Source organism: Devosia sp. (assembly GCF_034675085.1).
Lineage (GTDB): Bacteria > Pseudomonadota > Alphaproteobacteria > Rhizobiales > Devosiaceae > Devosia.
In genome coordinates this window covers 1-25275 of record NZ_JAUCDN010000012.1, presented here as the reverse complement: position 1 = coordinate 25275, position 25275 = coordinate 1, and the positions used below count along the sequence as shown (strand labels likewise).

Here is a 25275-nt window from a genome sequence, read left to right as displayed (position 1 = left end):
GGTCATGGCGCTGCGGGTCTCGGCGCGCTGTTCCAGGCTCGGCGCTTCCAGCAGCGCCTGTTTTTCGGCCGGACCATCGGGGCCCACCATGCAGCAGAAATTGACCAGATCGGCGGTGCCGGTGCGCTCGATCTCCTCCCAGTTGAGCTCGATGCTGGCAAATTCGGCATAATCGCGCATCATCCTGACGAAGCGCTCGCGGTCGACCTCGGCCTCGCCGAAATCGCGGGTGAAATCGGCGGCGAAGTCATCGGCGGCGATCACCCCCTGGCGATAGGGCGTCGCGGTCGTCAGCTCCTCGACCAGCCGGAAGCGGACAACCCCTTCGAGAATGATGAAATAGCGCGCCTCAGCACTTTCCTCGAAATGGGTGAGGCGCCCCAGACATCCCACCGCCTGCAGCGGCGCGGCCCCTTCCGGGCTCTCCTGGCTGGTATCGAGCGGCTGGATGAGCCCGATCAGCCGGTCGCCGCGCAGCGCGGCATCGACCAATTCGACATAGCGCGGCTCGAAGATGTTGAGCGGGCGATGGGCGAAGGGCAGCAGCAGCGCCCCGCTCAGCGGAAACAGCGGAACCGAGCGGGGCAGATCGGCAAGGGAAGCGGGGCGCCTGACCATGTCGCGCCCTAGGAGAAAAGCGCGGCCGAGAGCAGCCGCCGCCCCTTGAGCGTCGCCGGCTCCTTGGGGCCCCAGGCCTCGAAGAATTCGAGCAGCTTCCTGCGCGCGCCATCCTCGTTCCAGTCGCGATCGCGCTTGAAGATGGCGACCAGCGCCTCGGCCGCTTCCAGGCGCCTGCCCTCGGCATTGAGCGCCAGGGCCAGGTCGAACCGGGCCTGGTGATCGTCGGGATTGGCGGCGACGGCAGCTTCCAGCGTCGCGGTTTCGCTCAGATCGGCCGCTTCCCCCAGAAGGCGGATGGAATTGGCCAGGCTCGAATAGATCTCGCCCTTGCGCTCGGCCTCGGGCACCAGATCGAGCGTCGCCTTGGCCTGCTCGGCCTCATTGGCGGCCAGATAGACGCGGGTGAGCCCGAACAAAGCGGGCGCGTTTTCGGGCGCCTGCTGGAGCACCATGCCATAGATCTGGGCGGCGCGGCCGAGATCGCCCGCCGCCAGCGCCTCTTCGGCGGCGGCATTGGCCGCGGCGATCTGGGCGTCGAGCGAGCCCTCCTCGGGCTGGGGCACGGGACCGGCGGCGATGACGCGCTCGGCAAAGCGGCGCACCTCGCCCTCGGGCATGGCGCCCATGAACCCGTCGACCGGCCGGCCGCCGGCAAAGGCGAAGACGGCGGGAATGGACTGGATGCCCAATTGCCCGGCGATCTGGGGATGCTCGTCGATATTGATCTTCACCAGCCGAATCGCGCCGGCCTTTTCGGCCACCACTTTTTCGAGCGTGGGGGTGAGCTGGCGGCAGGGGCCGCACCAGGGGGCCCAGAAATCGACCAGCACCGGCTGGTTGAGCGAGGCATCGATGACGTCGGCCTTGAAACCGGCATCGGAGGAATCCTGGACGAGCGCGCCGGCAACGGCGGGCTGGGGAGCGGCATCCTGGCCGGAAAACGGAGTGGACATGGTCAAATCTGGACCCTTGAAACGAGGCGGAACGAGAATTCTTGTGTCTTCTTGCGCCGCCCGATGGCGGCGTGACAAGCCCTTCCTGCCCAAGCGCGACAAGAAGATGGTCGGACGCGCAAAATGTGGGTTGCAATGGGCGTTGCTATTGGGCATATAGGCCCGCGTCACGGTGCTGCCAAGGCAGTGGCCGAACAAATGGAGCGCGGGTGTAGCTCAGGGGTAGAGCATAACCTTGCCAAGGTTAGGGTCGTGGGTTCGAATCCCATCGCCCGCTCCAAAAATCCTTCGGGAAATCAAAAGCTTAAAAGGCGTCCTTCGGGACGCCTTTTGCGTTCCCGGCCCTTGCCGGAAAGGCGGGGAAGCAGGGCAAGGTGGCGTCCAGTGCCTCCTGGCGCTTTTTCGGCCCTGAAGGACCACATCCCCATTCGCAGGCCGGAGACCGGCTTTGGACGAGCGCGCCGGCTGCGGAGCCGCTTCAGAACGGCTCCTGCCCCGCCCCGGATGCGGCCTGGTAGATCCGGTCGACCAATTGCTGCGCCGCCAGAAGATCGGCCAGGGACGCCATTGCCGGAGGCGCACCGCGGGCCATGCGCGTCATCACCGCGCCGAAATCGTCATATTGCCGGGCTGAGGAAGCACTGGCGCGCTGCGCCATCCCATCCACCGTGCGGAGGGTCAGCATGCCCCGATCCTCGGTAATGGCCCAGCCCGGACCGTGGATCCGCCACTGCTTGTCGGCACTCGCCTCCGTGGGCATGCAATAGCCCGCCTCGATGGTGATGGTGCGGCCATCATCGGTGGCCAGCGTGGCGGCGGCAAAGTCGTCGACCTCGAGCCGGTGCAAACGATTGGAAATCATGGCGCTGCACAGGCGGAGCGGCGCGCCTGCCGCGATCGTCAGCGCGGCATCGGCGGCGTGAATGCCCAGATTACGCAGGGCGCCGCCGCCATAACGGGCCTGGCTCAGCACCCAGGGAACGCCATCGCTGATATAGCGCTGCGGCGGACCGGCCAGGATACGGAAATGAGCGTGGGTCCAGCGGGAAAATGCCGGATCGTGCCGGGCCAGCTCGCTCCAGAAGCTCATCAGCCGGTTGACCAGGGGCACCGCCGTGGGCAGGCCAATGCGCTGAGCGGCCGACGCCATGGGCGCGAGCGCTGCGGCATCGACCGTGCCCGGCTTTTCCAGAACGATGGGCATGCCGGCCGACACCAGCGCCGCCAGCACCTCGGGGGCCTCGTCGGGCGGCGTCAATACGAAGCCGATGGCCTCGGGATGCGCAGCGAGCATGGCGCGCCAATCGGCATATTGCGCCAAACCATGCCTGTCGGCGAGGCGCGCGGTGGCGCCGGAGTCGGGATCGCTGACGGCGACGATGCGGCACCCGGCCTTGAGCAAGGCATCGCGGTGCCAGGGCGCGTGCCAATGCGCCGCGCCGACAAGGACGAAGGGCTTTTCCATCACGATATCGTCTCCTCGCGCCGCGACCGCATCGAGCGCCGAACCGCTTCCACACCGGCCACGACATAGCGGCCATAATGAAAATCCACCGGCGTCGGCTCGCCATCGAGCAGCGCGGCGAAACCGGCTATTTCGCCGTCGATCATCGCCTGCCAATGGTCGGGGCACGGCTCCAGCCGATCAACCCAGCCCCGGCCCTGATCGAGCAGCAATTCGCCGCGATGGGAGACGCGCAACTGCCCCCCGGTACCCAGGACCTCGGTATAGACCTGCGGCGCCAGCCCCCTGGTTCCGGCGACGAGAAGCCGCGCATGCACGGGGCCGAAGCGCAATTGGGCAATGCCGAGATCGTCGGCGTCCTGCTCGGGGTGAAAGCGCGTCTCCGCCACCCCGAAGACGGTGCCAGCCCGAGCTCCGAGCAGATAGCTCACCTGGTCGATGACATGGACACCCTGGATCATCCACATGCCGCCGCCGGCCTGGCGCGATTTCTGCCAGGGGCGGCGCTGCTCGAAGGTCCAGTCGATGACCCGGCGGCTGTCCACCGCAACGATCTCGCCGATCGCGCCGTCTTCAAGCAGCCGGCGCGCCTGGATATGGGGCGGCGACCAACCCATCAGATGGCCCACCATGGCGCGGCCGGCGCTGGCTTGCGCCGCCCGGATCAGGGCGTCGCATTCGGCGACGCTGTTGGCGAGCGGCTTTTCCACCAATACGCTTTTGCCCGCCGCCAGGGTCGCCAGGGCAATTTCGAGATGGGTGGCGTGCGGCGTGGCAACGATCACCCCGCCCACATCGGCGTCGGCCAGCACCTCATCGAGGTCGCGATAGGCGCGCACGGCATATTTTTGGGCCAGCGCCACCGCGCTCAGGGGCTGGGTGCCGGCAAAGCCGGCCAGATGCAGACGCCGCTGCCGGCGAAGGGCGTCGGCATGCACATGGGCGAAGGCGCCAGTGCCGATGATGACGACGCCCGCCCCCATCAGCCTGCGCCGCCGGGCAGGTCGGCGGCCATGTCGAGGGCGGAACCCAGCAGGGTCCGCGTATAAGCGTGCCGGGGGCGCTCGAATATCTCCTCGACGGGGCCGGTCTCGACCACCTGGCCCAGATACATCACCGCCACACGGTCCGAAATCTGCCGCACCACGCCAAGATCGTGGGAAATGAAGATGATCGCCAGGTTCAGCTCGCGCCGGATTTCGGCGAGCAGCGCCAGGACCTGGGTCTGGACGGAGACGTCGAGCGCCGACACGGCCTCGTCGCAGATCAACAGCCGCGGGGAAACCGCCAGGGCGCGCGCAATGCTCACGCGCTGCGCCTGGCCGCCCGAAAGCTGGGCCGGACGGCGATCGAGATATTCGGCGGAGAGCCCGACACGCTCCAGCAGCGCCGCGGCCGCCTCCCGCGGATCGGCCGGGCGCACCAAAACATGGGTGCGCCAGCCCTCCTCGATCTGCCGGAAAACATTCATACGGGGATTGAGCGAGGAGCGGGGGTCCTGGAACACCATCTGCATGATGCGGTGCTGCTCCCGGGTCCGCCGGCGCCCCAGCACCGCGCCATCGAGCATGATCGAGCCGCTATCGGGGCGCGACAGGCCGACAAGGCATCGCGCCAGGCTGGATTTTCCGGAGCCCGATTCCCCCACGATCCCCAGCACCTCGCCCTGGGCCAGCGCCAGGTCCACCGCGCGCACGGCGGGAACCCGGCCGCTGCCGCGGACATAGGCAAAATTCAGCGCCTCGACGCGCAACAGGCTCACGGCGTTTCTCCCAGGATACGGCGCCGGACGCTGGGGACATTCATCACCAGATGGCGGGTATAGTCGTTGCCGGGCTGGCTCAATACCGCCGAAGCCGGCCCCGCCTCTACAACCCGGCCCTGGCGCATGACCACCAGATCGTCGGCGTAATGGCTCATCACCCGCAGGTCGTGGCTGATCAGGATCATCCCCATGCCGTCCTCGGCCTGCAGGCGGCGCAGCAGATCGAGCACCCTGGCCTGCACGCTGACATCGAGCGCGGTGGTGGGCTCATCGGCCAGGATCAGGCGCGGCCGGCCGGCCAGCGCCATGGCGATCACCACGCGCTGACGCTGGCCGCCCGAGAGCTGGTGCGGATACATCCGCGCCTTGCGATGCGGCTCGGGCAGATCGACCCGCTCGAGCAATTCGATGGCCGCGCCCCGGGCCTGGCGGCGCGAAAAGCCCTCGCGCCTGCGCAAGATCTCGCCCACCTGATCGTCAATGCGCATCACCGGATCGAGCGCGGCCAGGGGATCCTGGAACACCATGGCGATGGAGGAGCCGCGCAATGCGCGCCAGGAATCGCGCGGCATGCCGAGAAGATCGGCGCCCTGAAAGCGGATCCGACCCGACACCACGCGCAGCGGCTCGGGCAGCATGCCCAGAATGGACAGGGCGGTCATGCTCTTGCCGCTGCCCGATTCACCCACGACGCCAGTGGTGCGGCCCGGATGGGCGGTCAAGGAGACGGCATCGAGAATGGTCTTTTGGCCCACAGACACGGTCAGTCCGGCCATTTCGAGCAAGGCGGACGCGCCCATGGGCGCGTCCTTATGGCCGAGCAACTCGCTCATTTGGTGAAATGAATCTGGGTCAGGTCGGGCTTGTAGACGGCATCGAGCCTGACCCCTTCAAGCGCGGCGCTCCAGGCCCAGACCTGCTTGACGTCCATCGGGAACATGCCGACGGCATTGTCCCAGATGATCTTGCCGGCCTGGGCGTAAAGCTCGGCGCGGCGGGCCTGATCGGAGATCGCGCCGGCCTCGGTGAGCAGCGCATCCAGCGTCTCGTCGCAATAGGTGGTGCGGTTGGCGGCGCAGGTATAGAGCCGGCCCAGATTGTAGTCCGCATCGCCCGTATTGGTGATCACCGGCTGGACGATGGCGATATCCCAATCGAGATCGAGCAGGCGCTTGGTGCCAACGGCCGGCTCCTGCAGGTCCACCTCGCCCTTGACGCCGATGCGTGCCCAGTCGGCCAGCAGGGCATCCACCAGGGGCTTGTAGGTGGTGTTGTTCATCAACACGCCCACCGTGGTGCCGTCGAAATCCCAGCCCTTGGCCTCGAGTACGGCCCTGGCCGCTTCGGCGTCGTAGACATAGGGCGTCTGCTTGCTGGCGCCGAACACGGTGGCCGGAAGCGGGCCCTCCATCTTGCTGCCGGTATTGGGATAGAGCGCCTCGATGATGGTGTCGAAGTCGATGGCCGACCAGAGGGCGCGGCGCACCTCGACATCCTCGAAGGCGGGGCGATCCGAATTGAACCAGAGCACGATATTGGCCATGGTGGTGACGGTATCGACCACGAGATCGGGATTTTCGCTCAGCGGCGCCACCTGATCGTCGGGCAGGGTCCAGGTGAGCTGGATTTCGCCGGTTTCCAGGGCCGTGGTCCGCGCCGCCTGCTCGGGAATCATGCGGAAGGTCACGCTGTCCAGCTTGGGCGCGCCGCGCCAGTAGCCGGGATTGGCCTTGAGGGTCACGCCCTGGCTGGGATCGAAGGCGTCGACGACGAAAGGCCCGGTGCCCACGGGATTGAGGCCGAAATCGTCGCCCAGCTTTTCGGAGGGCGCGATCGCCAGCATGAAGAGCTTGCCAAGCAGCGCGCCCTGGCCGACCTCGGAGGAGATGACCAGTTCGCTGGGGCTGACGATTTCGATGGAGAGCGGCTTGAACAGGCCGGCCAGCGGGCCGGCAAGCTCGACGACGCGCTGCATCGAGGCGCGGACGTCTTCGGCGTCGAGGCTGGAGCCATCGGAAAAGCTCACGCCCTCGCGCAGCTTGATGGTCCAGCGGGTCGCGTCCTCGTTGGCAGACCATTCGGTGGCCAGAGCCGGCACATATTCGCCATCGACGAAATTGACCAGCGGCTCGAAAATCTGGGCGTTGACCTGCAAAATGCCCTGGACGTTGGTGGTGGCGCCATGCGGATCGAGATTGGCGACCGAGGCGACCGGCATGCCGATGACCAGATCCTGGGCGGGCTGGGCCAGGGCCGGCGCGGCGGCGAACAGTCCGGCCGCCAGCGCCATGGCGCTGCAGCCTCGGACGAGGCGATGGTTGATCGATACGATATTTGACATTCTAGCTCCTCCTGTTTGCCGGCCTGGATCGGGCCGGCGTCTTATTGTCTTTCGCGCCTGCTCACGAAGCGCTCGGACAGGTTGTCCCCGACAAGGCCGATGGAGACGACCAGCAGCACGAGCAGCAGGCCCGGATATGTGCTGATCCAATAGGCTTGGCCGATATGCTCGCGGCCCTCGGAGATGGTCTTGCCCAGCGACAGGGTCGAGGCGGGCAGACCGATGCCGAGGAAGCTCAGGCTCGCCTCGGTCATGACGAAGGCCGCGAATTCCAGCGTGGCGACCGTCGCGAGCGGTCCAGCCAGAAATGGCAGCACGTGGCGTATGATGATGAGCGGACGCGCCACGCCGAGCACGAAGGCGCCGCGCACCCATTCGCGTTCGCGCAGGCTCAGGGTCGAGGCGCGGCCAATACGGGCGAACACCACCCAGCGCGTGGCCACCAGAACGATGACCAGATTGACCAGGCTCGGGCCCAACAGGCCCGCGATCACGATGGCCAACAGGATGGCGGGAAAGACCAGCACGATATCGATGGCGCGCGAGATGGCCGCATCGGTCCAGCCGCCCAGATAGCCCGCCGTGACGCCGAGGGCGGTGCCCACGAGGCACGAGCACAACGTGGCCAGCGTGGCCACGAGCACCGAGGTGCGGAAACCATGCACGGCCAGGGTGAGCACGTCCCGCCCCAGCGCGTCGGTGCCCAGCAGCGCCAGCGTGCCGTCGCGCAGCAGGGTGCCCGGCGGCTTGAGCCTGTCCAGCAGGGAGCCGGCGGCGGAGCTGTAGGGCAGCACCAGGGGCGCGAGCACGGCAATGGCGGCGATCAGGCCGAAGACGCCCAGCGCGACCCAGAGGGACCAATTGACCGCCCGGTGCGGCTCGGCCGGTCCGGTCATGTCCATGCCGGGGCTCATTGCTGGCCTCCCAGGCGGATGCGCGGATCGAGGCGGGCATAGAGCAGGTCGGTCAGCAGGTTGATGAGCACCACCATGAGGGCGACGACGATGGCGATGGCCTGGACCACGGAATAATCGCGGCCCGCCACGCTATCGACCAGCAGGGAGCCGATGCCGGGCCAGGCAAAGACCGTTTCGGTGATGACCGCGCCGCCGACCAGCGTGGTCAATTGCAGGCCCGTCATGGTGACCACCGGCAACAGCGAGTTGCGCACCACGTGATCGGACATGACCTGCCGCTCGGTCAGCCCCTTGGCATAGGCCGTCTGCACGAAGGGCTCGCGCAGCGTATCGACGACGGTCGAGCGCGTGAGACGCACCACGATGGCCATGAAGGGCAGCGTCATGGTGAGGGCAGGCAGGACGACATGGGCGAAGCTGCCGGTGCCGAAGCTGGGCAGCCAGCGCAGTTGGCGCGCGAAGATCAGGATCAGGATGACGCCCAGCCAGAAGCCGGGCAGGGACTTGCCGAACAGGGCCAGGCTGGAGATGGTCCTGTCCATCGCGCCGCCGGGGCGCCGGCCGGCCAGGGTTCCCAGCGGAATGCCCAGGCCCACCGAGAAAATCGTCGCCCAGACCGTCAGTTCGATCGTGGCCGGCAGGCGTTCCAGCACCGCATCCATCGCCGGCTTGCCCAGGCGGATCGAGGTGCCGAAGTCGAAGCGCAGCAGATCGCCCAGAAAAATCAGATACTGGCTGGCCAGGGGCTCATCCAGCCCCAGCCGGGTGCGCAAGGTGGCCAGTTGCTCGGCGGTCGCCGTGGGGCCAAGCATCACCAGGGCCGGATCGCCGGGCGCCAGGCGGATAAGCAGGAAAATCAGCGTCACCGCTCCCCACACCACCAGCAGGGTCGTACCGAGACGCTTCACCATGTCCCGCCTCATGCCCCTATTCCCCGCTGCGCAGATGTCCGCCGACATCGCCTTGCATGCGCGCAAGCACCGCGCGCAACTGCTCGAGCTCGGTGGGGGAATAGGCCCGGAACGGCGCGGCCGGCGCCATCGGGGCCAGTCCCAGAAGGTGCAATGCCGCCTTCATCGCGGCGACGCCGGGCCGCAGGCTGTGAATGGCGGTGAGCGCGGTCAGCCGCGCCTGAAGGGCTTCCACCTCGTCCACCCTGCCCTCACGGGCGGCAGCGGCCAGGGCGACGCACAGGGCCGGGGCGATATTGGCAAGGCCCGGCGTTATCCCCCGCGCGCCTTCGAGCAGGGCCCAGCCCAGACGTTTCTCATTTCCCTGGCTGATGGCGAAGCCGGAATTGTCCCGGGTCGCCGCCAGGGCGTCGAGCAGATACTGATCATTGCCGCCGCTATCCTTCATGCCGACGATATGGGGCATCCCGGCAAGGCGGCCGAGCAGCGACAGGGTGATCGGATTGCCGGTATAGCGCGGAATATTGTAGACGATAACCGGCACGCCAAAGGCGGCAAAGCTGGCAAAATGGTCGGCCAGCTCGTCCTCGGTATGGATGAAATAGAGCGGAGCCGCCACGACGAGCGCGTCGGGACGGGCGGCCATCAGCGCCCGCGCATTCTCGAGGCCGATCGCGGTTCCGGCCCCGAACACCGTTACGAACAACCGGCTCCGCTGGCCCCGCATCCCGCGCCAGAGATCCGCGGTTTCCCGGGCAAAGCGTGCGGCAGCGGCGGCGGGGATCAGCGCCCCCTCGCCATTGCTGCCCAAAAGCATCAGCGTATCGATGCCTGCCGCGTCCATGGTTGCGAGCAAGGGCTTGGCCAGAGCGGCATCCGGGCGCCGGTCGGCATCCATCGGCGTCACCAGCGGCACGGTCACACCATCCAGGATATGAGGAGCTCCGGCCATCTCAATAGCCCCGGACATCGGGCCAGCGGATCTCGATCCCCTGGTGGTGAAGATGGGCCTGGAAATCGGCCAGATGCCCGTCATCGGCCTGTACCTGGTGGGGCGTCAGTCCCCTCTCGAGGCACCAGGCCGAAAGCAATCCGGCCACCTCGCCGATATTCCATTCCACCGGATGCAGGCGATAGCAGCCATTGGTGATGTGGGTGGTGCCGATATTCTTGCCGGCCGGCAGCAAATTGCGCAGGCGCTGCGGCAGCAGGGCGCCCAGCGGAATCTCGAACGGGCATGACGGCACGTCGACATAATTGTCGCCGCCGGTGGAGGGGTGCAGGTCGATGCGGTACATGCCGACGCCGATGCTGTCGCGGTAATTGAGCGCCCCGGCCTCGCCCCGCACCGAATAACTCAGATCCTGCTCGACGATGCGGGTCACTGGCAGAATGCGACGGCTTTCGCGGATATAGGGCGCCATGGCCAGGCCGTGATCGGTGCCGGTCACATCCCCGCGCAGCCGCAGCCCCTTGAAGCCATAGCCGCCATCGGTGCGCGGAGCCTCGGTCTGCAACCAGTAGAAGGCGGCATGGGACAGCTCGGCCGCCGCCTTGAGATGGCGCGCCTTTTCCACCTCGGAAACGTCGATGATCGAGCCATCCATATAGTCGATCATCGGCCAGTTCACGAGACAGATGTCGGAGGCATAGGCGCCGGGCAGGAAATTGCGCCGCGCGGCGATGCGCCGGAAGGTCCACAGATTGGAGTCGCCGGCACTGCGGCGCTGGTCGGCATCGACCAGCAGCGGATCGTCATCGGGATTGGGGGTGAAGGAGCGCTCGGTGATTTCCAGCGTACGGGGATTGGGCCCCTTCCAGCCCAATAGCGGCCCGCCCCAGAACTCGGGCTGGTAGGCGCGCCAGTAGTCATAGTTTTCCGGCTTGTCGATGGTGTGGTCGCCATCGACATGATCGACGGCGAAACAGATCGAAACGGCCTGCATGTTGTCCGGCTGGGCAGTGGCGGGCGCGCTGGGCTCGCCGGTATCGGACTGCGCCTCGAAGCCGGTGACATATTCGGCGCCGGTCAGCGGCAGCAGGTCGCCCAGCTCTGTCGCGTCGATGACATAGGGCGCCGACAGAACCAGCCGATCGCCGCTATCGCGATGCATCACGGTGACGGAGCGCACCAGATCGCCATCGACATCGGCGGCAATGGGACGATAGGGCTGGAGCACGGTCAGCCGCCCCGAACCCCGATAGGGCATCAGCATGGCCTCCATGACGGCCAGACCGACGCGCGGCTCGGCGCAGAGGCGACTGACCCAGCCGGCGCCGGGATTGAGATCGCCCCAGGCCCGGGCCGCCTCGGTCAGCGGGTAATGGTCGCGATAATATTGGCGCACGCCATTGCGCAACTGGCGATAGGAGCGGGTGACGCCGAACTGCTCGACCCAGGAGTGCTCGTCGGGCGGCACCGCCTGGCTGGTCATCTGGCCGCCGAGCCAGTCGAATTCCTCGGTCATGATGACGCTGCGCCCGGACCGCAGCGCCCCCAGCGCGGCGGCGACCCCGCCCATGCCACCACCGATGACGACAATGTCTGCGTTGAGTTCTTTAGTCATTTGGCCTGATGATTCACTGATGAGATTGGGCCGAGGGTTTCGCCCTCGACGGGTTCGCAGGGCAGCAATTGCTGCTCGACCGGCGCATCGCTTTCGACGCGGCGCACCAGCATATGAGTCGCGGCGCGCGCCATGGCTTCGCGCGGAATGAAAAGCGAGGTGAATGCGGTCGCGCTCTGCTCGGCGCGCAGGTGATGGCCCAGAACGATGATCGAGAGATCGCCGGGCACGGAAAGGCCACGCTCCCTGGCCAGACGCTCGACCCCTATCGCATCGGCATATTCGCTGAAAAACACGCAACTCGCCCCGGCCCGGCGCACCGTATCGAGCACTTCTTCGGCCGGCCGGCCCACACCGGGCAGGGTCGCCACCAGGTCGGCGCCCACCATGGCCTGCTGAAAGCCCAGCCAGCGGTCGGCGATGGATTCGGCGCCCGAATCGGGCCCGACATAGGCAATGCGCTGATGACCGAACTGCCGCGCCCGCCGCACCAGTTCCGCCGTGGCGGGTACATAGTCGACGCCGACATAAGGGACCGGCCCGCCCGCATCGTCGCGACGCCCGACGGCGACGAATGGAAAATCGCCCCGCACCAGCCGCGCCAGTTCGTCGGGATCGAAGCGGCGCCCCAGGATCAGGCAGCCATCGGCGAGACGGAGCCGCACATTGTCGCCGAAAATCTTGCGGCTCTCGCCCGCGCCGGTCAGCAGCAGCAGATCGTAGCCAAGCTCCTGGGCCGCACTTTCGATGCCGAGCAGCAAGGGCGTGAAGAAGTCGGCCTGAGCGGAGGGGAAGGCCGGCTCATAGGTGAAGACGCCCAGAATGCGGTTGAGCCCCTTGACCATGCGGCGGGCCACCGGGTCCGCCACATAACCGGTTTCGCGGATCACCTTGTTGACGCGCTCGCGGGTTTCGGCCGGAATCCGTCCGGCAGCGGCGTCGGTGGCATTCAGCACCAGCGACACGGTCGCCTGGCTGACCTGCGCCAGCCTGGCGATATCGCGCTGCGTCACTCGCTTGCTCATCGGCGTTTCCGATTTGGTTATACGTATTACTGTTAATACGCATAACCTATCGCCTTGCCGGAGTCAACGCGGGAGCATCTCCTGGATCATTTCAGCGTTTAATTGAAACGCTGAAATGATCTAAGCCTTTGTTTTATCGCGTTTCTGAACCGCAAAACCGTTTCCACTTTTGCTGGAAACGCTCTGTTGAACTGCTTGGTGGCGCCAAGCGCCTCTAGCCGGTTTCGCCCCGACATCTGGCGGTGACGCCGGGAGAGCGGGATGCGATGAGGGCAGCCTCAGTGCCGAAGCATGGCGCTGATCGCGTTAGCCGCTTCCTTGACCGCTGGAACCAGGGTCGACATCACCTCGATCTGGGTCCAGCGCTCCATATAGGCGGACAGGTTGATCGCGGCGACGGCGCTTCCCGAAAAGCCGTCGAGAATGGGCGCGGCGATCGATACGTGGCCATCATGCATGAGCTGGCGGCCGACCGCGAAACCATCGAGGCGGATCTTGTCGATCTCGGCCAGAACCTCGGCCTTGCTGGTGATGGTATGCTTGGTCCAGGGGACGATGGTGACCGAATCGACAAAGCGCCTGGTTTCCTCCGGGTCGCCGCAGGCCAGAATGGCCAGACCGGGCGCGGTGCTGACCAGGGGATAGCGCGTGCCGATGCCGACATTGACGGGCACGGCGTGATGGCCGGGCGCGCGCCCCACAACGACAAGCTCGTTATTGAGCCGCTCGGACAGATTGACCGTCTCGCCAAACCTTTCGGCCAGTTCGCGGATGATGGGCAGGGCAACATCGTGCAGGTCGGAATTGGACAGATATTCCCAGCACAGCGCCAGCGTCTTCGGCGTCAGGCGGTAGGTGCGGGTCTGCTCGTCCTTGGCCAGATAACCCAGCGTGGTCAGGGTGGACACCGCGCGCTGGGTGGCGCTCATGCCGATCTGGGCAAGCTCGGCGATCTCCTTGAGGGTCAGCCGGCGGCGGCGCCCGTGGAAACTTTCCAGCACGCGAAAACCCTTTGCCAGCGAAGCAACGAAAAGGCCGTCGTCTTTCGGGGCGAAGGTATCATGCTCAAGAGCGGTCACGTTCGTACAATCTCCAGACGGGTTCGAGCTATTTCCGCGCCATCAATTCCGCCTGGGCGTCGAGCCGCGCCCGGATGGCGGAAATGTCGGTGGTGGGAGTGGCTGCCAGAAGCTTGCGGGTATAGTCCGCCCGAGGCGCGTCAAAGACCGTCTCCACAGGTCCCTCCTCGACCACCTCGCCCTTGTACATGACCATTACTTCATGCGCCAAATAACGGACCACAGAAAGGTCATGGCTGATGAAAATATAGGTTAGCCCCATGTCTTTCTGCAAATCGGACAGCAGGTTCAGGACCTGCGCCTGCACCGACAGGTCCAGCGCCGAAACGGGCTCATCCAGCACCAGCAGCGATGGCTTGAGCATCAGTGCGCGGGCAATGGCGATGCGCTGCCGCTGGCCCCCGGAAAACATGTGCGGATAGCGGGTGTAATGGTCTTCCCTAAGCCCCACCTTGAGCAGCATTTCGAGGACGGCGGCCTCTCTGTCGCGGGCCGAAAGGGAGGTGTTGAACGAGAGCGGCTCCTCCAGCAGCTTGCCCACGGTCTGGCGCGGATTGAGCGAGCCATAGGGGTTCTGGAACACGATCTGGATCTGCTTGCGCAGGCCCTTGTCGCGCCGCAGGTCAGCCTTGCGGATGGGGGCGCCATCGAGACGCATTTCGCCGCTGGTGGGATCGTCGATCAGCGTGATGATGCGGGCCAGGGTCGACTTGCCGCAGCCCGATTCCCCGACGACCGCCAGGGTCTTGCCCTTTTCCACGCGCAGGGACACCCCCTTGAGGGCGCGAAGCGGGGCGGAGCGCCCCCACAATCGGCCGGTGGACGCGTAGTCGCGAACCAGGGACCGGGCTTCGAAAGCAGGCTGCGTCATCGCGCGCCCTCCCTGGCCAGGGCGTCGGACACGGTGGGCAGGCGCCCCCCGGCGGCGCGTTCGGGCAGGGCCGCCAGAAGCGCACGGGTATAATCGTGCCGGGGTGCAGCGAAGATCGACATCACATCGCCCTCCTCCATCTTGCGCCCGTTATACTGCACCACGACGCGGTCGGCGGTGGCGGCGACGACACCCAGATTATGCGTGATCAGCACCAGGCCCAGGCCGGTTTCCAGGCGCAGTTTCATCAGCAGGTCCAGGATCTGGCGCTGGATGGTGACATCCAGCGCGGTGGTGGGCTCATCCGCCAACAACAGCTTGGGCTTGCAGGCCACCGCCATGGCGATCATGACGCGCTGGCACTGGCCACCCGAGAGCTGGTGGGGATAGGAATTGCGCTTGGCGGCCGGGTCGGCAATCCCCACCGCCTCGAGCAGCTCGACGACGCGTTCGCGCCGCTGCCGCCCCGAAAGCCTTGTATGGGCCCTGAGCACTTCCTCGATCTGGTAGCCGATGGTGAAGGAGGGGTTAAGACTGGCAATCGGCTCCTGGAAGATCATGGAAATCTCGCGGCCGATGATCCGGCCGCGCTCACGCGCCGAAAGCGCGCGCAAATCCTTGCCGTCAAATTCCAGCCTGTCGGCCGTGACGCGCGCGGCGGGCGGCAGCAGCCCCATCACCGCCAGCATGGAGACGGATTTGCCCGAACCCGATTCCCCCACGACGGCCAGCACCTCCCCCTCGTCCACCGCCATGGACACCCCATCCACGGCCCGGAACCAGCCCTGGCTGGTGGGGAACTCGACCACGAGGTTTTCTATCGCAAGCAGGGGCATGGCCTATGACCTCTTCAGCTTGGGATCGAGCGCATCGCGCAACCCGTCGCCCACCAGGTTGATCGAGAGCACGGTGACCAGGATGGCCAGGCCGGGCAGGGTGACGACCCACCAGGCCCGCAGGATGAACTCGCGCGCCTCGGCCAACATCGTGCCCCATTCCGGCGTCGGCGCCTGCGCGCCCATGCCCAGAAAGCCCAATGCGGCGGCATCGAGAATGCCGCTGGAAAAGGACAGCGTCGCCTGCACGATCAGCGGTGACAGACAATTGGGCAGGATGGTCCGGAACATCAGATAGAAATGCCCCGCCCCCGCCACCCTGGCGCCGATGACATAGTCCTTGTCCTTTTCAGCGATCACGGCCGCGCGAGCCAGGCGGACGAAATGGGGCTGAGAAACGATGGCGATGGCGATCATGGCGTTGACCAGGCCCGGGCCCAGCACGGCCACCAGCACCAGGGCCAGAAGCAGGGAGGGAAACGCCAGGATCACATCCATGATGCGCATGACCGTGGTATCTACCCAGCCCCGGCAATAGCCGGCGACGACGCCGATCACCACGCCGCCGGTAAAGGACAGGGCGCTGACGACCAGGCCGATCATCAGCGAATAGCGGGTGCCATGGATCAGGCGCGAGAGCAGGTCGCGTCCGATGGGGTCGGTGCCCAGCAGGAATTCCGCCCGCCCGCCCATCTGCCAGGAGGGCGGCAGCAGCACCGCATCGCGGAACTGCTCGTTGGGACTAAAGGGGGCGATGAGGGGCGCAAAGATCGCCACCAGCGTCAGCGCGCAAAAAACCACCAGGCCCAGAACCGCCCCGCGATTGCGCGAGAAATAAAACCAGAAATCGGCACCCGCCGCCTGGCGGGCCGGAGCCGGCGCCGCTGCGGGCAGAACAGAACCTTGCGACATTGTCATTTTGCTCAACCTGCTAGCGAAGGCGGGGATTTGCGAGGCGATAGAGAAGATCAACGATGAGGTTCACGGCCATGACCAGCATCGAGATAATCAGCAGGGCGCCCTGGATGACCGGGTAGTCGCGGCGCGAAACCGAATCCACCAGCCACTTGCCGATGCCAGGCCAGGAAAAAATCGTCTCGGTCAGGATCGCGCCGCCCAGCAGCACCCCCAATTGCAGGCCGACCGTGGTGATGACGGGGATCAAGGCGTTGCGCAGCGCATGAACGGCGATGACACGAAAGCCGCCAAGCCCCTTGGCGCGGGCCGTGCGCACATAGTCCTCACCCAGCACTTCGAGCATGGCCGAGCGCGTCTGCCGGGCGATGACGGCAAGCGGGATCGTGCCCAGCACCAGCGAAGGCAGGATGAGATGGGACAGCGCCGAGGCCAGCGCGCCCTCCTGGCCGGACAGGGCTGCATCGATGACCATGAAGCCGGTGATCTGCGGAAAGTAATAGATGGCCGAGAGCCGCCCTGATACCGGCGTCCAGCCGAGCATGCCGGAAAACACCACGATGAGCAGCAGGCCCCACCAGAAGATCGGCATGGAATAGCCAACAAGGGCAGTGCCCATGATCGACTGGTCCCAGAAGGAGCCCTTCTTGACGGCGGCGATGATGCCGAAGGGCACGCCCAGCAGCACGGCAATGGACAGCGCGCAGACCGCCAGCTCAAGCGTTGCCGGAAACAGCCTGAAGAAGATGGTGAGAACGGGCTCCCTGGTCGAAATGGAGGTGCCGAAATCGCCCCTCAGCACGCCGGTGAGATAATTGAGATATTGCATGACCAGCGGCTGATCGAAGCCCAGCTTGCGCGCCAGTTCCGCGTGCTGCTCGGCGGTGAGCGCGCGCTCGCCCGACATCATCAGGATCGGATCGCCCGGCAGCAATCGAATGAACAGAAAGGCGGCGATGGTCACACCGATGAATGTGGGGACCAGCACCACAAACCTGCGCAATATAGTCATGACCATCCGCCCTGAATTCCAAGCTGAAGGAAAAGATATTGCCCTCCGGCGCGGACGCCGGAGGGCTGGTGTTTATTTGAGGGTCACGCCGGCCAGCGAGGAGGTGCCCACCGATGCCGGGTGATAGCCGTCCACGGCGGTGGAGATCACCGTCAGCGTCGGGGCGGAAGCGAAGGCGACCGCAGGCTTTTCCCGGGCGAACACGGCCTGAAGCTCCTTGTAGAGGGCTTCGCGCTCGGCATGGTCGGTCGATTCCGAGGCCGCGCGCAGGATGGCGTTATATTCGTCATTGCACCAGGCCCCGATATTGGACGGGCTCGGCTTACCGTTGATGTCGCAGGACAGGTAGCTGTTGGGGATCTGGCTCGGATCGGGATAATCCCAGATGCCGCCGAACATGGCCACCTGGCCTTCGCCATTGCGGGCCCGCTCGATATATTCGGCCCATTCATAGGTGACGATGTTCACCTTGACGCCCAGCTTGGCCCAGTCTTCCTGGATCATTTCCGCGGCGCGACGCCCGTTCGGCATATAGGGCCGGACGACGGGGAGAGCCCACACATCGGTCTCGAAACCATCGGCAAAACCGGCTTCGGCCAGCAGTTCCTTGGCGCGCTCGGGATCGTAGGCCGGCACTTCCAGATCGGCATTATGCCCCCAGAACGAGCTGGGGATGATGGCCACGGTCGGCTCAGCCACGCCCTGATAGACCACATCCGTCAGACGGCCGATATCGAGGCCGATGGTCAGGGCCTCGCGCACGCGCGCGTCCTGATAGCGCTCCTCGCGGAAGTTGAAGGTGAGGAAGCCGGTGGAGGCGGTGGCGGTTTCGACCAGCTCGACCTTGTCGCTCTGGCGCAGAATGTCGGCATCGGCGAGGTTGGGATAGAGCGCGATATGGCACTCGCCCGCCAGCGCGCGCTGGACGCGGGTGGAGGCATCGGGCGTGATCAGCATGACGACGGTGTCGACCAGGGGCGACTTGTCGGCGCGACCGGCCGCTTCACCCCAGGTGTCGTGGAACGCCTTGAGGCGGACCTGCGCATCCTGCTGGAAATGCTCAAGCTGGAAGGGGCCGGTGCCGATGGGCTCACGGTCGAGCTTCTCCAGAGTGCCGGCGGCCTGCATGGCATCGCCATATTCGGCCGAGATGATGCCCATGGGCTGGAAAGCCATGACGCCGAGGAAGGTGGCGTCGCGGCGCTTGAGCGTGAACGAGACGGTGTAGTCGTCGATGCGCTCGACCGATTCGAGATTGTCGCCCAGCTTGTTGACGAAGCCGATATAGGCGCCCCCGCTCACTTCATGGAACGGATGGGCCTTGTCCATCATGCGGGCAAAGCTGAAGATCACGTCATCGGCATTGAACTGCCTGGTGGGGGTGAAATCTGCGTTCCCCTGCCAGTTGACGCCCTGGCGCAGGTGGAAGGTGTAGACCTTGCCGTCCTCGGAGACGTCCCAGGATTCGGCCAGCGCCGGCTCGATGGACAGGTCCGCCTGACGGACCGACACCAGATTGTCGTAGATCTGGCTGAGCACATTGGCGGTCACGCCATTATTGGACAATTGGGGATTGAAAATCTCCGGGCTGCCCTCGGTGCACATGGTCAGCACCGACGCATTGGCCATACCCGCCGTCGCGACCGAAAGCACCAAAGCCGCCGTCAGCCGGCCCATTCCTTTTTTCATCACCTGCCGCTCCCTATTGCACACATGGATGGTTATCGATATGCGTTAGTAACAATCGCATTACGATAACAGATAGCGCATTGCGACGTTTTCTTGTCAACCCTCGAGGGTGAAAATGGTGGACAGTGTGGCGCATAGCGTCCTGGCAGATGACTTTCAGGCCCGATGCTATTGGTGGAACGACTTCGCGCCGATGCGCAGCGAAGCCAGCCTGCCCGCCCGCGCACCGGTGCTCATCATCGGCTCGGGCTTTGGCGGGCTTTCCGCGGCGCTGGAGCTGTCCAAGCGCAATGTCCAGGTGGTGGTGGTGGACGCCCATGAGATCGGCTGGGGCGCCAGTTCGCGCAATGGCGGGGGCGTCGGCGCGGCGCTGGGCATCGGCAAAAGCTTCACCGGCAAGCAGACCCTGCCCAGCAGCGTCATCCGCGAGCTTCGCACCGATGCCGGCCAGGCCTTTCCCCTGGTGCTCAAGATCATCGAGGAAGAAAATATCGACTGCCAGCTGCGCCATGCGGGCCGGTTCGTCGGCGCGGCCACGCCCGGCCATTACGAGGACATGCGCAAGCGCGCCGCCGAACTCAACGCGACCACGGCAACGAACAGCCATGTGCTGTCGCGCGAAGAGCAGCGCTCGGAGGTCGGCAGCGACTATTATTTCGGCGGCATGGTCACCGATGACGGCGCCACCATCCAGCCCGCCCTTTACGTGAAAGGGCTCATCGATGCCTGTCTGCGCCGGGGCGTGCAGTTCATCTCGAACACCCCCGTCACCAAGCTCGAACAACAGGGCAAGCAGTGGAAGGTGACCACCTCGGCCGGGAGCTGCGTGGTGGATGACGTGATCGTGGCCACCAATGGCTATACGTCCGCCGTCACCCCGGCGTTCAGCAAGCGCATCATTCCCGTCGCCAGCCATATCATCGCCAGCGAGCAACTGCCCGAAAGCACGATGAAGGAGCTGTTTCCCACCGGAAAGATGATCTCCGACAGCAAGCGGGTGCTTTATTATTACCGCCCCTCGCCGGACGGGACGCGCGTCATTTTCGGCGGCCGCGCGCGCTTCACCCAGGTCGGCGCGGAAAAGATCGGCATGCTGCTCCAGAAGGCGATGGTGGAGCGTTTCCCCCAGATCGCCGGGGTCAAGGTCAGCTATGCCTGGTCGGGGCTGCTGGGCTTCACGCTCGATGCCACCGCCCATATGGGCAAGATCGATGGGCTGCATTACTGCATGGGCTGCAATGGCAGCGGCGTCTCGATGATGACCTATCTGGGCTATCAGGTCGCCCGCAAGGTCGCCCGGGCGCGCGACTATAAATGCGCCTTCGAGAACCACCGTTTCCCCGGCCTGCCCTTCTACAATGGCGACACCTGGTTCCTGCCGATGGTGGGAAGCTATTACCGCATGCGCGACGATATCGATCGGGCATGGGGCGTTCGCACGCATAACCGACAGAGTGAGAAATAATGCTGCTACAGACGATCGAAACCCGCCCGACAAGCGCAGGCGAGGCCAGCGCACCGACGGCCGACCGCCTTATCGAGGGCAATCCGCTCTACCGGACCTGGCTGCAGGCGGAAGCCAAAGGCAATATGGAAGTGGGCGTATGGGAAGCCACGCCCGGCAGCTACAAATCCATCAAGGGCGAGGCCTTCGAATTCTGCCATATCCTGGAAGGGGTGGTCGAAATCACCCCCGATGGCAGCGACACCACCGTGACCTACCGCGCCGGCGACAATTTCCTGCTCTATCCCGGCTTCGTCGGGACCTGGAAGACCATCGAAACCGTTCGCAAGATCTTCGTCATCGCGCGCTGACGGACCTGCTCCCCAACCGCCTTCCCGGCCTCGACAGGCCGGGAAGCAAGCGATGGCGGCGCCCAGATCATTTCACCGTTTAGTAGAGACGCTGAAATGATCTAAACCTTTGTTTTATCGCGTTTCCGAACCGCAAAACCGTTTCCACTTTTGCTGGAAACGCTCTATTCGCCCATGGCGTGGGCGCGTTCGAGCGCGGCGTCCTCGCGGCTTTTGGGCGCGCCGGATTTCTTCGGGCCGCGCAGCAGCAGGATAAGCGGGATGGACGCGCCCGAGAGCAGCATCATCAGCCAGAAATCATCCAGATAGCTCAGCATGGCCGATTGCTGCTGGACGAGGCCGTTGACCATGGCCAGCACCTGCGCATTGCCATCGATCAGGCTGGGCATCTGCGCCGCGACCGCCTGGGAGGTGGCGGTCAGCCGCTCGGCCAGCTCGGCGTGATTGACCTGCATCATGCTCGAGAGCACCGCCGAAACCAGCGAGATGCCGATGCCCTGCCCCAGATTGCGCACCAGGCTGAAAATGGCGGTGGCATCGGCCCGCAGATTGGGAGCGATGGTGGCAAAGGCCATGGTGGAGAGCGGCACGAACAGAAAGCCCATGCCGAAGCCCTGCATCGCCCCGGTGGTGACGATGGGCCAATAATCCATTTCCAGATCGAACAACGTCATTTCCCAGAGCGACCAGGTCATGATCGCGGCGCCGAACAGCATCATGATGCGCGGATCGAGCCGGCCGCTCAGCCGCCCCACGATCATCATCGAGACCAGCGTGGCCAGGCCGCGCGGGGCCATGAGCAGGCCGGTGAAAATGACCGAATAGCCCATCAGGTTCTGCAAAAGCGGGGGCAGCAGGGCCAGCCCGGAAAACAGCGTCACCCCCATGACCGCCATGAACAGCGAGCCCAGGCTGAAATTGGCGTCCTTGAAGATGCGCAGATCGACGAAGGGCGAGCGGGCGGTGAGGGAATGGATGATGAAGACCCAGAGCCCGCAAACGACCAGGCCCAGCTCGATCCAGGTTTCGGCGGACTGGAACCAGGAATTTTCCGCGCCCCGGTCGAGCATCAGTTGCAGCGCGCCCACGCCCAGGGCCAGCATGCCGAAGCCGAAAAAGTCGAAACGGCGGCGGTTGATCTCGGTATTGGGCATATAGAGCGCCAGCATGACGGCGCAGAGCGCCCCCACCGGCAGGTTGACCAGGAACACCCAGCGCCAGTCGAAGCTTTCGGTGAGCCAGCCGCCCAGCGTCGGGCCGACAATGGGCGCCACCATGATGCCCATGCCGTAAATGGCCATGGCCTGGCCGATGCGCTCGCGCGGGTTGATGTTGAGCAGCACGGTCTGGGCCAGGGGCGCGATCATGGCGCCGCACAGGCCCTGGAGAATGCGGAACAGCACCATTTCGGGCAGGCTGGTGGCGATGCCGCACAGAAGCGAGGCAATGGTGAAGCCGATAACGGCGAAGAGGAAGAGCCGGCGCTGGCCGAAGCGGTCGCTCATCCAGCCGGTAAGCGGGGTGGCGATGGCGGCGGCCACGATATAGGAGGTCAGCACCCAGTTGATCTCGTTCTGGGCGGCGCCCAGGGCCGAAGCCATATGCGGCAGGGCCACATTGGCGATGGTGGTATCGAGCACCTGCATGATGGTGCCCAGCATCAGCGCCAGCGTCAGCAGCGCCTTGTGCCGGACCACCAGGGTGGGCTGGGAAAGGACCTCCGCCATGGCTACCTGCCGGTGAGCCGATCAAGGGTGGAATGGCCGGTGTCGACGCTGACAAGGGCGCTCATGCCCGAGCGCAGGCCGGCCTCGCTATCATCCGCCGCAAAGGCGATGCGCACCGGCACGCGCTGCACCACCTTGACCCAGTTTCCGGTGGCGTTCTGCGCAGGGATGAGGGCAAATTCGGAGCCGGTGGCAGCGCCGATCCCCATCACCTCGCCCTCGAGCGGGCGATCGGGGAAGGCGTCGATGCGGATCTCGGCCGGCATGCCGACGCGCAGCGCGCCCAGTTGCGTTTCCTTGAAATTGGCCTCGACCCAGACCTCGCCGGTTTCCACCAGGCTCGCCATGGTGGCGCCGGCGGCGACGAACTGGCCGACATTGAGGCTGGAGACCTGGCTGACAATGCCATCGGCTGGCGCGGTGACCTCGGTCTTTTCGAGGTTGCGCTCGGCCAGCTCGACCTGGGCGAGGGCGGCCAGCACCGCCGGATGGCTGTCGGTGGGGATTTCGGGATCGCCGGCCAGGGCGGCCACGGCGCTGGCCACCTGCTGGCGGGCGGCGGTCACGGCGTTTTCGGCCTGTTGCAGCGCCAGCTTGGGCTGGTCGAGGCTGGAGGTGGACGACACGCCCTGATCGACAAGGCTCTGCTGGCGGGCATAGGAGGCCTGTTGCAGCGCCAGGGTGGCCTCGGCGGCGGCAAGCCCGACCTGGGCGGTGGCATGGCTGACCTTGAGCTGCTCCACATTGACGCGGGCCGAGCCCAGCGCCGCCCGGGCCTGGTCGAGTGCGATGCGATAGCTCTGCGGATCGATGGCGAACAGCAGCTCGCCCTGCTTCACGCTCTGGTTCTCGCCCACCTGCACGGCGATGATGCGGCCGGCGATATCGGCGGAAATGGCGATCTTGGCCTGGCGCAGATAGGCATTGTCGGTTTCCTCATAGCGTCCGCCATTGAGGTAGAACCAGCCACCCACCAGCAGCAGCACAAGGGGCAGGGCCAGCATGAGCAGGCCCCGGCCGCCAAGCCTTTTCCGGCGCGTCGGGGGCGGAGCGGGGGCCGCTTCGGCCTGGGGCAGCGTCACCACCTCGGCATCGGTGGCTTTGGGGGCTTGCGCAGTCATTTGAAGATGTCTTTCCCGGCCGAGGGGCCGCCAGGCGAAGCGCCTGGGCTTCGCATCCAGATTGGGTGCGCAGGCCTATACTCAGTCTGGAAATAAAAATCAATGCTAAGAGCAGGTATCTGCTCTGCGCATTTTATAACAAGCCCAGATGGGTGGCCAGTTCGCGCGCGGCGGCGCCGCCGGCGCGGTTGGCGCCGATGGTGGAGGCGGAGGGCCCGTAGCCGACCAGATGAATGCGCGGATCGCGGGCCACCCTGGTGGCGAGCCGGCCTTGCTTGGGGATGCCGCCGCGCGGCTCGCGCAGGCCCAGCGGGGCGAGATGGTCGAGGGCGCTGCGAAAACCGGTGCACCAGAGAATGGTGTCGACCGCAAGTTCGCGTCCATCGGCCCAGCGCACGCCGCTGGGGGTGATGGCGGAGAACATCTCCTGGCGGTCGAGCACGCCGCGCCGGCGCATGGCCTCGATGGCCGGGGTCATGGGCAGGCCGGTCACGGACACCACCGAAGCGGGCGGCAGGCCGGCGCGCACCCGCTGCTCGACCAGTGCGACGGCGGCGCGGCCCGCTTCCGCGTCGAAGGGCCCCTCGCGGAAGCGCGGCGGGGTACGCGTGACCCAACTGGTGCGGGTGACGCGGGAAATCTCGTCGAGCAGTTGAATGGCGGAAATACCGCCGCCGACAATGAGCACGTGTTGGCCGGCAAAAGCGTCGGCGGAAACATAGTCGCTGGTGTGGCGCTGGCGGCCTTGAAAGAGGTCGCGGCCGGGATAGTCGGGAATATAGGGCTTTTCCCAGGTGCCGGTGGCGTTGACGAGGCCGCGGGCGGAAAACAGGCCGCGCTCGGATTCGACCCGCAGCCGGGCGCCGCGATCGCAGACCACCGCCACGCGGGCGGGGCGCAACACCTCAAGGCCGAAATGGTCCTCATAGGCGGAAAAATAGGCGGGCACGGCGATGGAGGCCTGGACGCTGGCATCGCCACCGGCGAAATCGGCGAAGGCCAGGCCCGGCAGATCATGGACGCGGTTGACGGTGGAAAGCGTCAGCGAGGGCCAGCGATATTGCCAGGCGCCGCCGGGCCGCGGCGCCGCATCGAGAAGGATAAAGTCGCGGCGCGGCACGAGGCCCAGCTGGCGCAGGTGCCAGGCGGCGCTGAGGCCGGCCTGGCCGGCCCCGATGACGACGATATCGAGCTTGAGCGCGGCGCGCGCGCCCTTGATGGTTTCGGCCATGCCGGCTCCCTCTGCTGGCATGGATATAGGGCGTTTGCGCGCGCCGGCCTATCCCCTGGCGGAACAGCAGGGCCTATGGCTGGATGGCGTTGCCTTCGGCGTCGAAGAGGTGGATGCGCGCGGGATCGATAAAGGCGGGAATGGTGGCGCCCAGCGTGACCTGGCGCTGGCCTTCCAGCACGATATTGAGCGGCTGGCCGTCGCCGGTGGTGGCATAGAGAACGGTCTGGCCCCCGAGATTTTCCACCAGATCCACCCGCACATCGGCCAGCTTGACCCCGGAGCCCTCGGCGATGGTGATGTGTTCGGGCCGGGCGCCCAGCGTGGTGGCCCCGGCGCTGGCGCGCGCCAGCGACAGCGTGGTGGCCGCGACCGACAGGCCCTGCCCCTCGCGGCGGGCGGCGCGGAAATGCA

Annotated in this window: 24 protein-coding genes and 1 tRNA gene; 3 read left to right on the top strand and 22 right to left on the bottom strand. The window is 65.8% G+C overall.

Features of this window, described 5'->3' with window-relative positions:
* The coding region (locus VDP82_RS01895) for an LON peptidase substrate-binding domain-containing protein (protein WP_323013137.1) at nt 1–618 on the bottom strand (618 nt) is incomplete at its 3' end.
* A gap of 8 nt (nt 619–626) precedes the next feature.
* Nucleotides 627–1574, bottom strand: coding sequence for a co-chaperone YbbN (locus VDP82_RS01890; RefSeq protein WP_323013136.1), 948 nt, complete (start codon nt 1572–1574; stop codon nt 627–629).
* 205 nt (nt 1575–1779) lie between these two features.
* On the opposite strand from VDP82_RS01890, the gene VDP82_RS01885 reads away from it, so the two are divergent.
* Nucleotides 1780–1854: transfer RNA gene (locus tag VDP82_RS01885), tRNA-Gly, on the top strand.
* Nucleotides 1855–2052: 198 nt separating this feature from the next.
* On the opposite strand, the gene VDP82_RS01880 is transcribed toward VDP82_RS01885, so the two are convergent.
* The 16 genes from VDP82_RS01880 to VDP82_RS01805 form a co-directional block, all read right to left on the bottom strand.
* Complete coding sequence (locus VDP82_RS01880) at nt 2053–3039, bottom strand: Gfo/Idh/MocA family protein (protein WP_323013140.1); 987 nt, start codon at nt 3037–3039, stop codon at nt 2053–2055.
* A complete protein-coding gene (locus tag VDP82_RS01875; protein WP_323013135.1) occupies nt 3039–4022 on the bottom strand; it encodes a Gfo/Idh/MocA family oxidoreductase in 984 nt (327 codons plus the stop codon). The genes VDP82_RS01880 and VDP82_RS01875 overlap by 1 nt, the downstream gene beginning before the upstream one ends.
* Nucleotides 4022–4801: an ABC transporter ATP-binding protein gene (locus VDP82_RS01870; RefSeq protein WP_323013134.1), complete on the bottom strand. Its 780-nt coding sequence runs from the start codon at nt 4799–4801 to the stop codon at nt 4022–4024. The genes VDP82_RS01875 and VDP82_RS01870 overlap by 1 nt, the downstream gene beginning before the upstream one ends.
* Nucleotides 4798–5637 (bottom strand): ABC transporter ATP-binding protein, encoded by an 840-nt coding sequence (locus VDP82_RS01865; RefSeq protein WP_323013133.1) that lies wholly within the window; start codon nt 5635–5637, stop codon nt 4798–4800. The genes VDP82_RS01870 and VDP82_RS01865 overlap by 4 nt, the downstream gene beginning before the upstream one ends.
* Nucleotides 5634–7145: an ABC transporter substrate-binding protein gene (locus VDP82_RS01860; protein WP_323013132.1), complete on the bottom strand. Its 1512-nt coding sequence runs from the start codon at nt 7143–7145 to the stop codon at nt 5634–5636. The genes VDP82_RS01865 and VDP82_RS01860 overlap by 4 nt, the downstream gene beginning before the upstream one ends.
* Before the next feature lie 41 nt (nt 7146–7186).
* Nucleotides 7187–8059, bottom strand: coding sequence for an ABC transporter permease (locus tag VDP82_RS01855; protein WP_323013131.1), 873 nt, complete (start codon nt 8057–8059; stop codon nt 7187–7189).
* The gene (locus VDP82_RS01850; protein ID WP_323013130.1) at nt 8056–8973 is read right to left on the bottom strand and encodes an ABC transporter permease; all 918 of its coding nucleotides are present in this window, start codon (nt 8971–8973) and stop codon (nt 8056–8058) included. The genes VDP82_RS01855 and VDP82_RS01850 overlap by 4 nt, the downstream gene beginning before the upstream one ends.
* A 16-nt stretch (nt 8974–8989) precedes the next feature.
* On the bottom strand, nt 8990–9925 hold the full coding sequence (locus VDP82_RS01845; RefSeq protein ID WP_323013129.1) for a dihydrodipicolinate synthase family protein: 936 nt from the start codon (nt 9923–9925) through the stop codon (nt 8990–8992).
* Nucleotide 9926: 1 nt separating this feature from the next.
* Nucleotides 9927–11540 carry an FAD-dependent oxidoreductase gene (locus VDP82_RS01840; RefSeq protein WP_323013128.1) on the bottom strand — a complete coding sequence of 538 codons (1614 nt, stop codon included), beginning with the start codon at nt 11538–11540 and terminating at the stop codon, nt 9927–9929.
* Nucleotides 11537–12565, bottom strand: a complete 1029-nt coding sequence (locus VDP82_RS01835; protein WP_323013127.1) for a LacI family DNA-binding transcriptional regulator — start codon at nt 12563–12565, stop codon at nt 11537–11539. Before VDP82_RS01835 ends, VDP82_RS01840 begins: the two co-directional genes overlap by 4 nt.
* 278 nt (nt 12566–12843) lie before the next feature.
* Nucleotides 12844–13644, bottom strand: a complete 801-nt coding sequence (locus VDP82_RS01830; protein ID WP_323013126.1) for an IclR family transcriptional regulator — start codon at nt 13642–13644, stop codon at nt 12844–12846.
* Nucleotides 13645–13672: 28 nt separating this feature from the next.
* On the bottom strand, nt 13673–14515 hold the full coding sequence (locus tag VDP82_RS01825) for an ATP-binding cassette domain-containing protein (protein ID WP_323013125.1): 843 nt from the start codon (nt 14513–14515) through the stop codon (nt 13673–13675).
* Nucleotides 14512–15351: an ABC transporter ATP-binding protein gene (locus VDP82_RS01820; protein ID WP_323013124.1), complete on the bottom strand. Its 840-nt coding sequence runs from the start codon at nt 15349–15351 to the stop codon at nt 14512–14514. The genes VDP82_RS01825 and VDP82_RS01820 overlap by 4 nt, the downstream gene beginning before the upstream one ends.
* A 3-nt stretch (nt 15352–15354) precedes the next feature.
* Complete coding sequence (locus tag VDP82_RS01815; protein WP_323013123.1) at nt 15355–16263, bottom strand: ABC transporter permease subunit; 909 nt, start codon at nt 16261–16263, stop codon at nt 15355–15357.
* A 19-nt stretch (nt 16264–16282) separates the two neighbouring features.
* Entirely contained in the window at nt 16283–17284 is a 1002-nt protein-coding gene (locus tag VDP82_RS01810) for an ABC transporter permease subunit (RefSeq protein WP_323013122.1), read from the bottom strand.
* Between the two features lie 66 nt (nt 17285–17350).
* On the bottom strand, nt 17351–18967 hold the full coding sequence (locus tag VDP82_RS01805) for an ABC transporter substrate-binding protein (RefSeq protein ID WP_323013139.1): 1617 nt from the start codon (nt 18965–18967) through the stop codon (nt 17351–17353).
* A 127-nt stretch (nt 18968–19094) separates the two neighbouring features.
* Between VDP82_RS01805 and VDP82_RS01800 the strand changes: the two genes are divergently transcribed.
* Both VDP82_RS01800 and VDP82_RS01795 read left to right on the top strand, forming a co-directional pair.
* On the top strand, nt 19095–20432 hold the full coding sequence (locus tag VDP82_RS01800) for an FAD-binding oxidoreductase (RefSeq protein WP_323013121.1): 1338 nt from the start codon (nt 19095–19097) through the stop codon (nt 20430–20432).
* Nucleotides 20429–20782 (top strand): cupin domain-containing protein, encoded by a 354-nt coding sequence (locus VDP82_RS01795; protein ID WP_323013138.1) that lies wholly within the window; start codon nt 20429–20431, stop codon nt 20780–20782. The genes VDP82_RS01800 and VDP82_RS01795 overlap by 4 nt, the downstream gene beginning before the upstream one ends.
* 164 nt (nt 20783–20946) lie before the next feature.
* Here the strand turns inward: VDP82_RS01795 and VDP82_RS01790 are convergent, their stop codons facing one another.
* The 4 genes from VDP82_RS01790 to VDP82_RS01775 all read right to left on the bottom strand — a co-directional run.
* Nucleotides 20947–22509, bottom strand: a complete 1563-nt coding sequence (locus VDP82_RS01790) for a DHA2 family efflux MFS transporter permease subunit (protein WP_323013120.1) — start codon at nt 22507–22509, stop codon at nt 20947–20949.
* A gap of 2 nt (nt 22510–22511) precedes the next feature.
* Nucleotides 22512–23630: an HlyD family secretion protein gene (locus VDP82_RS01785; RefSeq protein ID WP_323013119.1), complete on the bottom strand. Its 1119-nt coding sequence runs from the start codon at nt 23628–23630 to the stop codon at nt 22512–22514.
* Nucleotides 23631–23763: 133 nt separating this feature from the next.
* Entirely contained in the window at nt 23764–24861 is a 1098-nt protein-coding gene (locus VDP82_RS01780) for an NAD(P)-binding domain-containing protein (RefSeq protein WP_323013118.1), read from the bottom strand.
* Nucleotides 24862–24934: 73 nt separating this feature from the next.
* On the bottom strand, nt 24935–25275 hold a 341-nt coding region (locus VDP82_RS01775), incomplete at its 5' end, for a TOBE domain-containing protein (RefSeq protein WP_323013117.1).

Bases quoted from the DNA above. Each gene is read 5' to 3' on its own strand.
- VDP82_RS01810 (WP_323013122.1), bottom strand. From the start codon at position 17,284: ATGGTCATGACTATATTGCGCAGGTTTGTGGTGCTGGTCCCCACATTC.
- VDP82_RS01785 (WP_323013119.1), bottom strand. From the start codon at position 23,630: ATGACTGCGCAAGCCCCCAAAGCCACCGATGCCGAGGTGGTGACGCTG.
- VDP82_RS01865 (WP_323013133.1), bottom strand. From the start codon at position 5,637: ATGAGCGAGTTGCTCGGCCATAAGGACGCGCCCATGGGCGCGTCCGCC.
- VDP82_RS01790 (WP_323013120.1), bottom strand. From the start codon at position 22,509: ATGGCGGAGGTCCTTTCCCAGCCCACCCTGGTGGTCCGGCACAAGGCG.
- VDP82_RS01850 (WP_323013130.1), bottom strand. From the start codon at position 8,973: ATGGTGAAGCGTCTCGGTACGACCCTGCTGGTGGTGTGGGGAGCGGTG.
- VDP82_RS01825 (WP_323013125.1), bottom strand. From the start codon at position 14,515: ATGACGCAGCCTGCTTTCGAAGCCCGGTCCCTGGTTCGCGACTACGCG.
- VDP82_RS01780 (WP_323013118.1), bottom strand. From the start codon at position 24,861: ATGGCCGAAACCATCAAGGGCGCGCGCGCCGCGCTCAAGCTCGATATC.
- VDP82_RS01860 (WP_323013132.1), bottom strand. From the start codon at position 7,145: ATGTCAAATATCGTATCGATCAACCATCGCCTCGTCCGAGGCTGCAGC.
- VDP82_RS01820 (WP_323013124.1), bottom strand. From the start codon at position 15,351: ATGCCCCTGCTTGCGATAGAAAACCTCGTGGTCGAGTTCCCCACCAGC.
- VDP82_RS01840 (WP_323013128.1), bottom strand. From the start codon at position 11,540: ATGACTAAAGAACTCAACGCAGACATTGTCGTCATCGGTGGTGGCATG.
- VDP82_RS01880 (WP_323013140.1), bottom strand. From the start codon at position 3,039: ATGGAAAAGCCCTTCGTCCTTGTCGGCGCGGCGCATTGGCACGCGCCC.
- VDP82_RS01805 (WP_323013139.1), bottom strand. From the start codon at position 18,967: ATGAAAAAAGGAATGGGCCGGCTGACGGCGGCTTTGGTGCTTTCGGTC.
- VDP82_RS01835 (WP_323013127.1), bottom strand. From the start codon at position 12,565: ATGAGCAAGCGAGTGACGCAGCGCGATATCGCCAGGCTGGCGCAGGTC.
- VDP82_RS01875 (WP_323013135.1), bottom strand. From the start codon at position 4,022: ATGGGGGCGGGCGTCGTCATCATCGGCACTGGCGCCTTCGCCCATGTG.
- VDP82_RS01845 (WP_323013129.1), bottom strand. From the start codon at position 9,925: ATGGCCGGAGCTCCTCATATCCTGGATGGTGTGACCGTGCCGCTGGTG.
- VDP82_RS01890 (WP_323013136.1), bottom strand. From the start codon at position 1,574: ATGTCCACTCCGTTTTCCGGCCAGGATGCCGCTCCCCAGCCCGCCGTT.
- VDP82_RS01855 (WP_323013131.1), bottom strand. From the start codon at position 8,059: ATGAGCCCCGGCATGGACATGACCGGACCGGCCGAGCCGCACCGGGCG.
- VDP82_RS01815 (WP_323013123.1), bottom strand. From the start codon at position 16,263: ATGTCGCAAGGTTCTGTTCTGCCCGCAGCGGCGCCGGCTCCGGCCCGC.